Source organism: Bacteroidota bacterium, assembly GCA_019637975.1.
GTDB lineage: Bacteria > Bacteroidota > Ignavibacteria > UBA10030 > UBA6906 > CAADGV01.
Genome location: JAHBUR010000055.1, coordinates 1 through 14,334, shown reverse-complemented (window position 1 = coordinate 14,334; position 14,334 = coordinate 1). Strand labels below are relative to the sequence as shown.

The following is a 14,334-nucleotide window of genomic DNA, read 5'->3' as shown; positions in this document are numbered from 1 at the left end:
AGCCTCAAGGCAGAATCGTTCCTCTCGCGTCTCATTGTCGCGGCAAAGGACTTTCTCAAAGACCGCATCCGGCTCTACAACTTTGTTCGATTTCGGGTGTACCTAAGAAACGAACAGAAGAAACGGGAAGGAATCCGTTCGGGTGATCTTCGTTTTGACAAGCTCGCCCAATTGCGCAGTCATTACCTCAACCGAGGAGCGGAAGATTGGGCACTAACGGTGAAATACATAACACTGATTCGTGATACACTGCAGCACCGGAACATCGATTTTTGGATGACGCTGTACCCGTACGGAATTCAGGTGAACGGATGGGAGTGGAGGGAGGGTCGCAAATTCTGGGACTTTGAAGCCGATAGTATCTACTCCATGTGGCCACAGGAGCACATGGAGAAGTTTTGCAACCAGGCCGGCATCAAGGTGATTAATATGTGTGAAGATTTCAAAACCTCGTCGGTTCGGGAGAAACCCTTGTATCACACGTTCGACGGGCATTGGACTGCTGCTGGGCACGAACTTGCAACCGCTAAACTCAGAAACTCTATCGAACCGTATCTAAAGCAGAAGCTACAGTATTGAGCGTCTTCCACATTGTCGCGGTGCCCATTTTCCCTGTGCCTTAGATTGGAGCACAATCAATTTCTGATTGCTGCCTGTGCCGCGTACAAGTTGTAGAGAAACACCGCATTCCAGCTTATCACAATCTCGTTTGTCGACCAGCTGTCGTTATCTGTAAAGCGCCCGTCGAGCGGCGTTCTCCCGTCGCGGATGTTGTTGATGCGGCTTCCTTTTGCCCCGCGTGTATCACCAAAATAGCCGTAGGTTGGCGGCGTGTTATTCAACCAGGATTTGTCGTTGAAATCCGGTGCCTGATTCGGGCCTCCGGCCAACGCGCCGGGAAAATGAAACAGCGAGTCAGGCCTGTTCAACGCCTTCATCCAGTGATGGAATCCTTCCGTTCTGTACCGCGTCGCCCCCCATGCGTACGCTCCGCTTACGTAGCAGATGTTCAGATAGTTCCTCCCGAAAATATAGTGAAGGTTGTCGAATCCGGCGTCGCGGTCGGCAATACGTGTCCGGTCAAGGTTGTACGCGGGCCACGAAAACTGTCCCGTCCGGTGCATTGCATTGCTGTTGCAGCCCCAGTAGTAAAACGTACCGTACTGGAACGCATGGTTGTTTGCATCGTTACGCACGCCGTCTGCATGATTGTAAATTTGATCGCGTATCTGTTGTTTGAGATTGGCATCGCCCCCAGTGGCACGCAAGTACGTCCTGTTCGCAAAACCCTCATTCTTCGAGTACGATGAGATCCAATCCGTCGGCAGATAGTCCTTCAGGTATGCGGTGTTGTATTGCTGCTCGCCGGTTGTGTAAAACAGTGAGGCACTTGCCCAAGCACGGGCGGATTTCAGCTGGTTCTGGTCATTCCCTTGTTGATACGCATCGCAATTTGTGCCCCCGTCCCTTGTCGAGTTGGGATTGGCTTGCATCCATCGCCAGCCGTTCTTCGCAGCTGTAAGGCACTTTGCAGCAAATTCCTTATCAAATGGCTGATAGAGCACGGAAGCATATGCCAACACAGCTACGGCTTTTGCAGTGTTCTGAGTTGTAGGCGGGTGGACTTTACAGTACCGTTCGACGGTATTGGGTGTAGTTCTGCCATACCCCTGATCCTTATTTGAACATCCTACGCACGCGGTTCCCCAGAATCCTCCAGTTTGAGACTTGTTGTTATCTTGCATCGAAAGAACCCATTCCAAGCCCCATCTCGTCTCATCAAGAAGGTCGGGAACGTTGTTGCCGCTTTCCGGAATGTTCGTTTGATCGTCCGTCGGCCGGAAATCGTTGTACGCCTCAAGCAACCAGTAGAGCGTTTGACACACGGTCGGCATATATACCGTCAGGTCACCGGCGTCGTGCCAACCCTTGACAACCCCGGGCGGCGCTTTGTCGGCATCGGAGGGGTGGGTCCAGTGCTTCTCGGCGTACGGCTCCTCAATTGGCGTAAAGGCACGCTGGTAATAGAGCATTTTCTGAACAGCAACAATCGGCGCGTCAAACACATCTTCCTTAATATTGAACGGCAGACTTTCTTTCTTGGCCGCGACGATCTTGTATCGTCCGGGAGTCTTGAATTGAGAGAAATCCCCGAAATACACTTTCGGCGGCGGCACGCCCACTACGTCCGATTTCACGGTACGCACGGGTGGCCCTCCCGTAAACATGACCGCATTATCGCTCACTCGCACAATCTGAAACGATTGGAATTCAAGCGGTGAAGTAAACTGCTTCTTCATGTTCGGCGCGTATCCAATTTGAGATGCCGCAATGTAGTCGATGGCGGCAACCGGCGGCTCACCCGGGCCCGCATACAGCCGGACATTCTTGATCCTCAGGTCATCGATGTAACGCGTATGTTGCACTCCCGGACCCTGAATTACGAGTCCGACGAACGGCATGTCCAGAAAATTCTCCGGAATGGGAATATCAACGAAATACCATTGGTTTGCGTTCGAACCCGGGTTGTAGGAGGGATCCAGAGAGAAGTATGTTCCTCCGAGGGGGACAATGGAGATGTTTAACGCGCTGTTACCGCTTGCGCTCGACCGGGTCCAGAACTGCAGTCGGGAGTTCTTCTGAAACCAGAAAACCGACGTATCGCTGTTCAGCATATTGATCTGCAAACCTGCATGATATCCCCATTGCGCCCCGAGAGAATACCTGCCGACCTTTGCCGCAGTAGTCGTTCGATTCAGATTATTGATTGAGTACGATCCGAGGGAGATCAAGGGGTTCGTGTTTTCATCGAAGATGATTAGATCAGTTATTGTTCCACCCTCCGGCTCCAGGAGAACCAGGTTCAATGATTCAAGCCAGGTATCAGCCTTTGAGACGACGAGATTTCCTTCAACTTCTTTCCCGACATCAAGACCAGCGAAGAGATAGGAATGCCCTACACGAAAACTGCTCGTCGTTGCATCGAGATAATCCGGAATACCCTGGTGTGACACGGTGAGCATTTGTTTTTCCGGATCAAGGGAGACAATCTTTCCCCGGACATAGTGCACGAATGTGTCGGGCTCCTTTTCCGTTGCCTTCTTGAGTTCATTCCTAATTTCATTCTTGCAGGACGTTGGCATGAACAAGAAATGCAAGGCGAGTAACGTGGAAATGAGAATCTTCATTTAGGTAATTTCCTGATGAGTATGATTGTATTGAAAGGAATATATCGAAAAGGCCGGGGAAGTCCAACGATTTACGGCACTGAATCGTCGGTCCGGTGAAGTGGTCGGCAGGCAGGCCGGGAAACAGACTTCGAGAAACACAAAGCCCCATTCAGTAGAATGGGGCTTCAATGTGTTGCAATGGTAAGGTGTGGATTCTACTTTGCAAAGATCATCTTCTTCACCGCTGCAAAATTTTCTCCCTGCATCCGGTAGAAGTAGATTCCTGATGAAACCTGTTTCCCGCCATTATCGCTTCCGTCCCAGGCTACAGTGTGGTAGCCTTGGCCAATCACGTCGTTCACCAGTACTTTGATTTCCTGACCGAGAATGTTGTACACGGCCAAGCGTACTGAGCTTGCTTCGGGAACGGAGAAGCGGATTTCCGTGCTCGGATTGAAGGGGTTGGGGAAATTCTGCTCGAGAACATACTCGCTCGGAACCCCCTTGTCCCCAGGAGACGCGGTTGCTGAGGAACCGCGCGCAACCCGTCGTGCGGCGTATAAATTGTACACGAGTGCTGCATTCCAATTGATGCAGACTTCATTTGTTGACCAACTGTCGTTATCTGTGAAGCGGCCTTCTATAGGCACGCTTCCTGTTCGGGGGTTGGAAGGGTCTCCCCAATACCCGAATACTGGGTATGGTTGCGCATTCGGGTACGAAATGTCATTAGGGTCGGGAGATTGGTTTGGTCCGCCCGCAAGGGCTCCAGGGAAATGCCAGGGGTTTGCATTCAGAGCCTTCATCCAATGGTGAAAACCCTTCATGCGTTGATCAGTCACTCCTGTCACGCCGCTGATGTAGCACTGATTGAGATAGTTTCTTCCAAACAGGTATTCGATATTCGCCAACCCTTGATCACGGTCGGCAGTGCGGGTTGTATCCAGCGTGAATGCCCGCCATGAAAACTGACCGCTGCGGTGCATGGCATTGCTGTTACAGCCCCAGTAGTAATGCGTTGCAAACTGGAACGGATGTCCCTGCGCATCGTTACGAACTCCGTTTGCCATCTCATAAATCCGCTGCCTGATTGTATTTTTGGTGGATTGGTTTGCGCCGCTGGGAACGCGCAAGTACAGGCTTGCAGCAAACGCTTCACTCTTACTGTACGAGCTGATCCAACCGATTGGCTCGTAGAACTGTTGAAACGCATTCTCATACTGCTGTTGACCGGTTGCATACAGCATGCCGGCAGCAGCCCACATACGGTTAGTTTTGAGGAGCGACTGGTCGTTTCCCTGTGCATACGGATTTCGCATATTCCCCGTGCCTCCGGGGCTTCCGTCGTTCGTCAAATTGGGATTTGCAATCATCCAATTCCATCCCCGTGTGGCGGCCTCAAGGCAGCGGTCAGCAAACACAACATCAAACGGCCTGAACACACCGGAGGCATACCCGAGAACGGCAACAGCTTTCGCCGTAGCCTGAGTAGTAGGCGGCACACTGTTGATATACGGAGCAACGGTGTGCGGAAAGGTCAGCCCGTATTGGTACGTATTAGTGCCATTGGCTGCAGTTGTATTGCACCAGAATCCTCCTGCTGGTTCTTGTTTTGAAAGTAGCCACTCCAGCCCCCAGCGGGTTTCATCGAGAAGGTCGGGAACTCCGTTGCCGCTTTCGGGAATGTTCAGATTGTCTTCAGTTGGCGCAAAGTCAGACCACGTTTCGAGCAGCCAGAAAATGGATTGCGTCATGGTTGCATTGTAGACTGTCAGGTCGCCAGCATCGTGCCAGCCTTTTACAATTCCTGTCGGAGCTTTGTCGGCGTCCGTAGGCCGGAACCATGGCCCTTCAGCATGTTGCTGGGTTATCGCGGTGAATGCGCGCTGGTAATAGAAGAACCGCAGGGCAGATCGTGTGACTTCATCATAAATGTCCGAGCGTATGTCGAACGGCCTCGATTCCATGCTTCCGGCAACAATCTTGTACCTGCCCGGCGTTTGCAGGCCGGAGAAATCGCCAATCCACACGGGGGCGCCGTTCAAAACGCCCTGACCATCGGTAACAGTCCGAACAGGGGCACCGCCAGTAAACACCGTTACATTATCACTGACACGTCGGATGACAAATGATGTAAACTCTACCGGGGTTGAAAATTGTTTCTTTCCGGCAGGGATGAAGCCCAGTTGTGTTGCTCCGATGAAGTTCATGTTAGCAACACGCACACCCGACCCGGCATAGAGTCGTACGTTTGTGATTTTGAAGTCGTCAATCCAGAGATTCTTGCTTCTGCCGCCGACATAGATTTCAATTCCTTTCAACGGGATATTTCTCAGGTTGGCCGGAATCGGCACATCAATCAGGAACCACGTATCTGCCTGCGGAATTGGCGCCGAGTAAATCCTCCCGAGTCGAGAATCGAAGTTATCAAAAAATTCAAATGTACAATTGTCGGGTTCTGTTGTCGAAGACCTCACCCACACCTGAAGCCTGCTTGATGATTGAGCCCAGAAAACGGACGTATCCGGTCCCGACCACGAAGGATCGTTTGCTATCCCATGCCAGAAAGCATGAAACCCGCCGTGATTCCCGAATGCAAACCTGTGGCTCGCGGTCCCGTTACGCTTGATATTTGTGTCTATACCGCTGAAAGTGCTGGTCCATGGATGGAATCGTGCCTTTGGGTTCAGAACATCGTCGAAAAAGACGAGATCTGAGATTATGCCCCCGCTTGGTTCCTGCCCGGAAAGTTGTTGTATATGTACAAAACAGAACAGCAAAAGCAGAAAAACTCGACAAGTCCTCATTTCCTACCCTCCTCACAGTGTTTTCGTTTAACAAGTGCACAAGTGGCTCTTGAATATAACGAACAGAATAGGAAAATCAAGAATCAGAACGAGTAATTTTTGTTAATTATCGCCAATTATTGATGGTATTTTGGTTGATGTTGAATCAGTGCAAATTTTTGCGACTATCTAAGGTGGGTGTCTAACGTCGATTGAGAAGGTAGCTGGCAAGTACTTCGCTAATTATTTCGTGGCCTTCTTTGGTCGGGTGACCATCAACGGGGAAGAAGAGTTGAGCGTTGGCTGAGTTTGATCGCAATGCCGGGAGTGCATCAACGAATTCGATTCCCTCATCACGGCAGAACTCAGCGAGTAGTTTTTGCGGCTTGTCGAGGTCGTACAGGTCGGGATTCAGCTTCAGGGCATTGATGTACTCACTCCACGAATTCGTGTACACTTGATAAATAGCAGGCAGCACTACAACTACAAGGCGTTTGTTGTAGTTTCGCACATATTCGGACAAATCCCGCAGGATGGAACTGGTTATTGCCCACCCTTGCACCATGCGCGGCGAATACTCTTTTGCACAAAACTCAGGTGGAAGATTAAACGGCCGCAGGCCTGCTTTCGACAGCATGTTCGACATTCGATCTCTGAGGAAAACATACAGATGTGAGTGACTTGCCAAATGTGCCCTAACCGTAGTAGTTAGGGGGCGAATAATCCCACGCTCGTTCTGCCGGTCACTTGCTTTGACAGACACGAGGTTGCCGTTGGAAGCAGTAAGCAGTGGTTTACCTTCAGCGTCGAATAAATCCATCGATTCAACAAAGTCGTTTCCTACGAAAAAGCCCAATACGACTATGTCAGGGTCAAAAGCCATTCCATACTTCTGAAGCATTCTGAATGACTGAAGCGGGCTGTATGATGGAACCGCACAATTGATGAGTTCAACCGGCCGTCCATATGCCGAACTCAAGCGGCTTTCGACACGTTTGAAATAGGTCTCCTCAAGTGTTACGCCGTTGGCAAAACTAAACGAGTCTCCCAAGCCTACTATTCGTAGACTGTTTTCCTGTTTTGAGCCGATTTCGTTGTCTCGTAAGCCAACACTATTGATAGATATTGGTGTCTCAAACTCATACGTTGTATATGTTCCTGTGTAGAGAGGCTGCAGCTTAAAGACCAGAAAGTCGTCGGGAGTGAACATTGCGGGGGTATTCTGCAAGCGCTGGGGGGCCACCATTCGTACCATCGCTTCTCCGATAAGCAGACTGGCAATGGTGCTGAAAAGCAATAGAAGGATGGTGGAAAAGAGTTTTCTCATGCTTCCCCCCAAAATGGAGTTTACCTTATTCAAATAAATAAAGGAACCTGCAAGAGCGCAGTGTTCCCAAACATCCGACTCTACGAGCCGGTCTTCGGTTTGAATTTTGACTGTATCCGTTGAGATGTATGCTTGACGAACAGCGATACTTGCTCAACACGGGTATTGATTACTTGCTTCTTGTAGACGCCGCGCATCGGTGTACACGTTTTTGGAAGAAAGTGTCGGGCAATATGCGCGTATGTAGTATCGGCATATTTTACGTATTCCTCAGTCAGCAATCCGTGGTGAAAGTACGAAAAGTCCATTCTGTTCTTATCCCACCACAAGTGGCTCCACAAGTGAAAGCTGTAGACGCCCTCAAAATCGTCATCAAGTTCCTCGAAGAGTTTCCGGATTCCTTCCTTCGTCCAGCGGTGTTTGAAGAACGATCTCTCGGGCTCAACCCGAATCAGATCGGGGAACCGCTGGCTCAACTCGAACGGAAGCAAAGTCGAATGTCCCGACCAGGATCCATCAAACCTCTCTTTCATGCTTGTGAGCCACTTCTTCCCGAATTCGGAATTCGGCGCCGACATAATCCAAGCATTGCATAGCGAGCCGTGATAGTTGCCGTCGATAACCTGCCCTAACTCTTCACCCAGAATAAACTGCTCATCATAAAACTCCTCGGGGAGCGCATTCACGAAAAGTGTATCAATATCTGCATACACCCCGCCTCTCTCCAGGAGCTTCTCGAGCCGGATGAAATCGGCATGATGTGCATAACTGTATTCGATTACGCTGTCGGTATGGTATGGAAATTCGGAAATAAACCGGTTGAGTTCAACTCGCTCCAGAGTCAAGTGGGGCTTAATCAGATCCCACCAAGGCCCGTATGGTTCGTGGAGGTAGTAGAAATACACCTTGTCCGGATTGTTTACGCCGATACAAGATGCCAGGCATAAGTAGTACATCAAATGAAACGGTTCTGTTTGGGGTCGAAGCCCGAACACGAAGTGAAAGCTTTTGGGGATAAGCTTCATCTGTTATCGCCACCACTGAATAATTCAAAGAACGTCTGATACAACTTAGGTAACAACAGCAGTACCTTTGCCGTGGTTCCGGAAAGGAACCCAGGCTAACACACAGCTACCACATGAATGACACGGTTGTTATATGCGAAGGCTGATTGAACTTGCGTGAGTACTGATAGGCGTAGTCAAGAGAGAAGCTGCCATACCCTATCCCAAGCCCAAACCGCGCAGAAACATCGAGGTCTCTGGCAAGAAACCCTCCGCGAATGGCGCCGCGGAAACGCTCAATTGACCAGAACGGGTAGTACTCAATACCTAATTTGTAGAGGAGGTTGCGTTCTCCGAGAATCTTCTCGTTCTGGACAGCAACAACGATTCTCTTCGTTCTGTTCGAAAACGGAAAATCCAGAGCGAGGCTCAAACCAAGAACACGGGCAATCTGGGAGGTGAACAAATCTGTAGGCAGTATGGACGTAGTAATTTTATAGTCGGTGCCAATACCAGTCAGATAGAAACCATATCGGATGTATTTCTCGGGAGCGTAAGCAAACCCGATGTCGCCAATAAAGGCCCATACGGATGTCGGCCCTGTTGTGGCTGTAAGGGCTTGAAGGTTGACGCCGAGCGAAAACGAGCTACCCAGCTTTCTGCCATAGGAGAGACCCGTTCGCAATTCGAATCCGAGATCCCGAATATCCCCCTTGGTGTAGAAGTCCGTCCCGCCGTAGTGTAAAACATCCAACCCGAAGGCGATAGCATCGACCGGTGTAGCCTTGTACACCACGCCGATATGTTCATAAGTTACGCCTTGTTTTATCCGTTGCGAGCTGAAATCAATAGTAGACCGTTGAAGAAAACCAAGGACTCCGGGGTTGCTTCCGAAACCCGGAGCAAGATCAATAATTGCAGCTCCGGCATCGGCCATGCCGATAGTGCGTGCAGTGCCAGTAAGAAAAGGGAATTGCGGCCCGACCTTTTCGCCGAGGGTCTGCGAGAATGCTTGCGGAACGAGACAACACAAAACGGCAATTAGCCGAAACAGAAAGGAGAGTCGGACTGTTCTGGAGATGAGATTCATATTCGTGATCGCGCCTGTCAACGTCCGAAATCCGTGAGTCTGAACAACGTCAAGAGGAAGGCGACATCACGTAAGAATTCCCCGAACTCTTTGACGACATTTTCCTGACGGGGAACGAACACCATATCTCCCGGACGAATCTTCGGAATGTTGTCGATATCTGAAGTTTCCAGATATGATTCCAAGTCTACTTCGGTTGCAGGCTGAAGCCTGTCTTTATGAAAAATTCTGATGCCCGTCAAGCGGGCGTCTGATGAGTATCCGCCCGCCATGGAAAGGAGTTCAAGCAAATTAATTTCGCTGGAAACCGGGTAGTTACCGGGGGCTCCTACTGAACCAAGAATGGTAACACGCTGCCCGATGGATGACAATACCGAGACTGTGATGTTGATTTCGCCCTGAATGTACACGGCCAACCTATCCTTCAGGCTTGCCACCAGTTCATCTTTTGTTAGTCCGCCGGCAATAATATCTCCCAGCAAGGGCATTGTAATCGTGCCATTGTCCCTTACGGTTTGGGTCGTTGTGAATTCGTTGTATCCCCAAACAGTAATCAACAGTTGGTCACCTTTGCTGATGGTATACTCGGGAGCTTGCGTTCGGGATTGTCCGTACGCTGCAGGAACCACATGTAAAGCAAGAACGAAAAAGACAGAAAACCTTCTGGCAACCGACCACATGTAGTATTTCATTCACCGACTCCGTTATGAGTAACAGCACTCAATTTGCTTCAAAATATTCGACCCAATATATGAAACCGAGCACGTATATCCAATACACGGAACGAATAAAGTGACAGTGAGCAAATTGAACGTGTTTTGAAATGGAGCAGCCCGCATATACCTGAACGGTCATCGGCAGGAATTTACCTGTAGGGTGACATGCACCACGTTTACAGAATATCTCATTTGGCATCTTATCATGTACCTACTGTAACATATTTACACACGCAGTGTCGGTGAATGGGGCGGTGCATCGAAACAGAGGCGGAATAATGCGATTTGGCTTGGCACGATGGTTGACTCCCCTTAAATGATTCATTATCTTTTGTCACTCAGAACACTTACAACACAAACGAGGGTAGCATGGAAAGGCACGTGAGCATTCCAGCAGTTCTGGATGTTATCAGGAGAAGAAAGATGTTTTTCATTATTCCGTTCGCGGTCATTCTTCTGATCAGTGTTGCCGCGGCATTCTTGATGCCGAAACGCTATGAATCGTACACTACCATCTTGCTTGAACGATCCCAGGCAAAAGATCCGTTAATGGACTACTGGACGAAAGCAAGCATGGTGTGGAATTGGGACAATCAGTTGACCAAGCTGAACGAGATTCTCTTCAGCCGGACGAGTATTGAAAGCTTGCTAGATAGTCTCGGTAGGAAGCAGGAGGGAAAAAGCAACGAAGCGTGGGATGCAACAATTGAGAGTACCCGGCGGCAGATCGGAACGTCTCTCACAGGAACGGACGGCTTCAGGATTTCCTTTGCGGACGAAGATCCCGAAGTGACGAAACGGGCGGCAGAAGCACTCTGCAACATCTACATACAGGCAACGCTTCGATCTGATCGGCAACAAGCGGAAGAGACCGTAAAATTTCTTGAAGGGAAAGTCGAAGAACTCCGCGGTGATTTTGAACGGCAACAGCAGGAATATCTTGGAGCACGACAACGGAACTTATCCACTCAGCCGCACGAAGAATCAGCCCTTCGACCCCAGTTGGTGAGAATTACCGACGATCTATCTGGCGTGGAGCGGACATTGGAACAACAGTCGAGAGCCTTGAATCAGATACGACATTTCAGTGAGAACCTCGATAATCCTACTGTTGTCAGTCAGATAGCGGCGCTCGATCCAAAGGGTGCCATGCTGTACGTCGATACGCTCAAATCTGTTTCGGTGCGATACAATCAGCTTCTGATGCGATATACTTCCGTGTATCCTCAAGTCGTATCGACGCGCAACGAGCTTGCTGAACTCCTTCAGAAGGCAGGCGAAGCATTGGAAGAGGAAATTCAAAACAGCAAATCAAAGAGGGCGAGTTTGCAGAATTCCCGGGAGGATATGATTCGCGGTATTTCAACGTCAATCAACACCGGTTCGGTAACGGCCGAACGCGGGTCGGAGTTCTTGCGCGTGAAAGAGAGTTATGAAATTGCCAAGAAATCCCTGGATCAGGCACGGGTGAAGAAAGAACTCGCAGATCGCGGCGCCAGCAGGTATGTTATTCTCGACCCGGCAATGGTTCCTTCCACGCCAAGCAAGCCGAAAAAGGGAATGCTCATCGGTGGCGGTGCAGCACTCGGCTTCATTATCGGCTTTGCCGCGATGTTTGTTGTCGAGTATTACGATCCGACGATTCGGCGAAGGCAGGACATCGAGGTCTTCAATCGTCCGATTATTGGCTATATTCCATAAGTTAACAGAGACGCGCACTCACAACATTTGCTTGTAAATCCACTACGATATGACACCTGATCTAAACGATGGAATAGTCGAGCCGGAGTACGAGAACGAAGGCCAGAGCCCGCGTTCGGGGCAACCGCTTGTTCGAAAGGGCAAACTTATTCTATACAACAGGCCGCCCAACCCCATGTTGGATGAGTCGGTAGTTTCAGTTGAACGGTACAATTGCTTCGGTTCCAATCTGCACCCGAACCGGAGCGAAGGGTCGCCGCTTGTTGCCGGTATCACGAGCGCGAACGCCGGAGAAGGGAAGACTCTTGTGGCGGCAAATCTGGCAACGTTCTTTGCTCTCGATTCACTCGATGATACTGTTCTCGTCGATCTGAACTTCAACAATCCGCGCATACATAACATTTTCGGTGTAAGTGTTCTTCCGGGTATTCGCGATTCGTTGCGTAGCGACACCATAACGCTATCGCGGACTGCCATCAAGGGGTTATGGGTTCTCCCGGCCGGAGAACTGAAGGGGGGTCAGATGGGCTTCGATATCGTTCTTGGATTGCGCGAAGTGATTTCCACTCTCAGAGAACACTTCCGGTTCATCATTCTTGACTTGCCCAGTGCGACTGATCCGGCTTTCCCGGGACTGATTGGAAGTCATATCGATGGTTTTGTGGTTGTTGTTGCCGCCGGAAAAACAAAGAAAACCGATGTGTCGCAGCTCGTAACGTTCATCAATGAGAACAAAATCATCGGCTTTGTTATGAACAGGGTGTCGCAGGGAATGGCAAAACTGTGATTGTAATTGTTCTGATCCTCATTGCGGTGTATTACATTGTAATCACCGACGCCAGGATAAGTCTGGCAACCTACAGACCGCAGTGGCGTACCCTGCTTGTCTCTGCACTTCTCACCGTTTCTGTCTTCATCTATTCATACTACCAATCGAACAGACCACCCACCGTCAACTACTGGAAAGTGGGATGGACGGGCTACATGAGAGCACTGAATCAAGAGTTTGAGGAGCAGGGGTCACCCCACCGAATTGAGATACCGGAGTAGGAAAGCATGCAGAGTTTTGACAACTCGAACAGGATCTCCGGCTATATCAACGACCTGAAGTCCGTTCTGAAGGACAAGAGTGAGTTGACCGCATGGATTGCCGTGATGGGTGTTACGCTGCTTATCGGCTACATTCACATCTATCTGGGCGGCAAAGTCCAAGCAACGTTTGCCCTTCTCTTCATCATTATCTTCGTCGGAATCTCAATCCTGCGCCCGAGTATCAGCGTGTACGCGCTGTTGTTCCTTGCCATTGCAATTGAACAGGCACAATTGAAGTACGCGTGGACGTACGAGAATCCCTACCATCAGAATCTCAACAATATGTACTGGAGTTTGAGAGGCCTGTCCATAAATCCGTTGGAATTGCATATTTGCTGTATCCTGGCAGGCCTTTTTATTCGTTTTGTTATTACCAGGGAGAAGTGGGTTCCAATTCTTGCCTGGAAGCCGCTTCTGCTATACTGCGGTGCGTTGATTTTCTTCATTGGCCTTGGTCTGTTTCGCGGTGGCGTGGGGAATGTTGCACTTTGGGAAGTGAGGGGAATAGGGTATCTCGTGATTCTGATGGTTGTCGTTCCTCAAGTGATCCGGACCAGGAGACAGGTGAATCATGCCTTGTGGGCAATAATTGCAGGAGTCGTTTTCAGAGCGGTTGAAGTCTCGTACCATTTTGTTGATTCGGATTTCAGGCTCACCGGAGATGGATGGGGGAGCCATGAAGATTCAGGGTTGTTCACAACTCTATTGGTGTATGCTGCTGCACTCTGGGCATTGAAGGTTCATGATACAAAACAAAAGACATTTCTCACGGTTGCCGCGTTGGTATTGGTTCTTGCCATTGTTGGTGGCGAGCGGAGATCCTCCTACCCGATTCTCGCTGCAGGCCTTATGCTGCTTCCGTTGTTGATGCCGCGTGAAGTTCAGAAAAGACTTCTTCGTCTTTCATGGAAGGTGGGGATTGTGTTTGCGCTGTATCTTGCCGTGTTCTGGAATTCCCAGTCAGAGAGCATTCTCGTTGGCCCTGCGCGCAGCATTCGCGAGGGGCTCGCGGGTGACGACGAGAACGCTGCGGGAGACTCCTACACGTCCAATCTTTTTCGTAGAGTGGAAAATTACGATTTGAACCGCATGTTCAGAATGAGGCCTCTGCTCGGCACCGGCTATGGCATGTTGATCGACTACGAACTGCCTCTTCCGATCGGATTCGAACTCGGTTTCTACATTCCCCACAATCAGATTCTTGGCGTGGCGGCCAAGACGGGTGTCATCGGATTCATCATCTTTATGAATTTTTACATATCGATTATTTCGGCGACCACGCTGGGGTTCAGACGACTGAAGCATGACAAGCATATGCAGGCTGTACTTGTGTTTGCCGCCGCCGCTGCAATCGGCCACCTGATTTTCTCTTTCTTTGACATCATCCTCACGTACTATCGGCCTAATGTTTATGTCGGCGGGTTGTTCGGTCTTGCATCGGCAATTGT

The 14,334-nt window shown here is 50.0% G+C and carries 11 protein-coding genes; 5 read left to right on the top strand and 6 right to left on the bottom strand.

Annotated features, from left to right (window positions below; translation table 11 throughout):
- The coding region (locus tag KF749_17930; protein ID MBX2993035.1) for a hypothetical protein at nt 1-579 on the top strand (579 nt) is incomplete at its 5' end.
- Nucleotides 580-635: 56 nt separating this feature from the next.
- On the opposite strand, the gene KF749_17925 is transcribed toward KF749_17930, so the two are convergent.
- The 6 genes from KF749_17925 to KF749_17900 form a co-directional block, all read right to left on the bottom strand.
- On the bottom strand, nt 636-3,188 hold the full coding sequence (locus KF749_17925; protein MBX2993034.1) for a glycoside hydrolase family 9 protein: 2,553 nt from the start codon (nt 3,186-3,188) through the stop codon (nt 636-638).
- A 197-nt stretch (nt 3,189-3,385) separates the two neighbouring features.
- A complete protein-coding gene (locus KF749_17920) occupies nt 3,386-5,653 on the bottom strand; it encodes a glycoside hydrolase family 9 protein (protein MBX2993033.1) in 2,268 nt (755 codons plus the stop codon).
- A 505-nt stretch (nt 5,654-6,158) separates the two neighbouring features.
- Nucleotides 6,159-7,283: an SGNH/GDSL hydrolase family protein gene (locus tag KF749_17915; GenBank protein ID MBX2993032.1), complete on the bottom strand. Its 1,125-nt coding sequence runs from the start codon at nt 7,281-7,283 to the stop codon at nt 6,159-6,161.
- 80 nt (nt 7,284-7,363) lie between these two features.
- A complete protein-coding gene (locus KF749_17910) occupies nt 7,364-8,308 on the bottom strand; it encodes a glycosyl transferase (GenBank protein MBX2993031.1) in 945 nt (314 codons plus the stop codon).
- A 106-nt stretch (nt 8,309-8,414) separates the two neighbouring features.
- The gene (locus KF749_17905; GenBank protein ID MBX2993030.1) at nt 8,415-9,377 is read right to left on the bottom strand and encodes a hypothetical protein; all 963 of its coding nucleotides are present in this window, start codon (nt 9,375-9,377) and stop codon (nt 8,415-8,417) included.
- 17 nt (nt 9,378-9,394) lie between these two features.
- Nucleotides 9,395-10,069, bottom strand: a complete 675-nt coding sequence (locus KF749_17900) for a polysaccharide biosynthesis/export family protein (GenBank protein ID MBX2993029.1) — start codon at nt 10,067-10,069, stop codon at nt 9,395-9,397.
- Between the two features lie 405 nt (nt 10,070-10,474).
- Here KF749_17900 and KF749_17895 point away from each other — a divergent pair, with 405 nt between their 5' ends.
- The 4 genes from KF749_17895 to KF749_17880 all read left to right on the top strand — a co-directional run.
- Entirely contained in the window at nt 10,475-11,794 is a 1,320-nt protein-coding gene (locus tag KF749_17895; protein ID MBX2993028.1) for a hypothetical protein, read from the top strand.
- Between the two features lie 49 nt (nt 11,795-11,843).
- Nucleotides 11,844-12,581, top strand: coding sequence for a CpsD/CapB family tyrosine-protein kinase (locus KF749_17890; GenBank protein MBX2993027.1), 738 nt, complete (start codon nt 11,844-11,846; stop codon nt 12,579-12,581).
- The gene (locus tag KF749_17885; GenBank protein ID MBX2993026.1) at nt 12,578-12,844 is read left to right on the top strand and encodes a hypothetical protein; all 267 of its coding nucleotides are present in this window, start codon (nt 12,578-12,580) and stop codon (nt 12,842-12,844) included. Before KF749_17890 ends, KF749_17885 begins: the two co-directional genes overlap by 4 nt.
- A 6-nt stretch (nt 12,845-12,850) precedes the next feature.
- Nucleotides 12,851-14,334, top strand: a 1,484-nt coding sequence (locus KF749_17880) for an O-antigen ligase family protein (protein MBX2993025.1), incomplete at its 3' end; no start/stop codon positions are given.

Bases quoted from the DNA above. Each gene is read 5' to 3' on its own strand.
- KF749_17905 (MBX2993030.1), bottom strand. From the start codon at position 9,377: ATGAATCTCATCTCCAGAACAGTCCGACTCTCCTTTCTGTTTCGGCTA.
- KF749_17890 (MBX2993027.1), top strand. From the start codon at position 11,844: ATGACACCTGATCTAAACGATGGAATAGTCGAGCCGGAGTACGAGAAC.
- KF749_17900 (MBX2993029.1), bottom strand. From the start codon at position 10,069: ATGAAATACTACATGTGGTCGGTTGCCAGAAGGTTTTCTGTCTTTTTC.
- KF749_17925 (MBX2993034.1), bottom strand. From the start codon at position 3,188: ATGAAGATTCTCATTTCCACGTTACTCGCCTTGCATTTCTTGTTCATG.
- KF749_17910 (MBX2993031.1), bottom strand. From the start codon at position 8,308: ATGAAGCTTATCCCCAAAAGCTTTCACTTCGTGTTCGGGCTTCGACCC.
- KF749_17915 (MBX2993032.1), bottom strand. From the start codon at position 7,283: ATGAGAAAACTCTTTTCCACCATCCTTCTATTGCTTTTCAGCACCATT.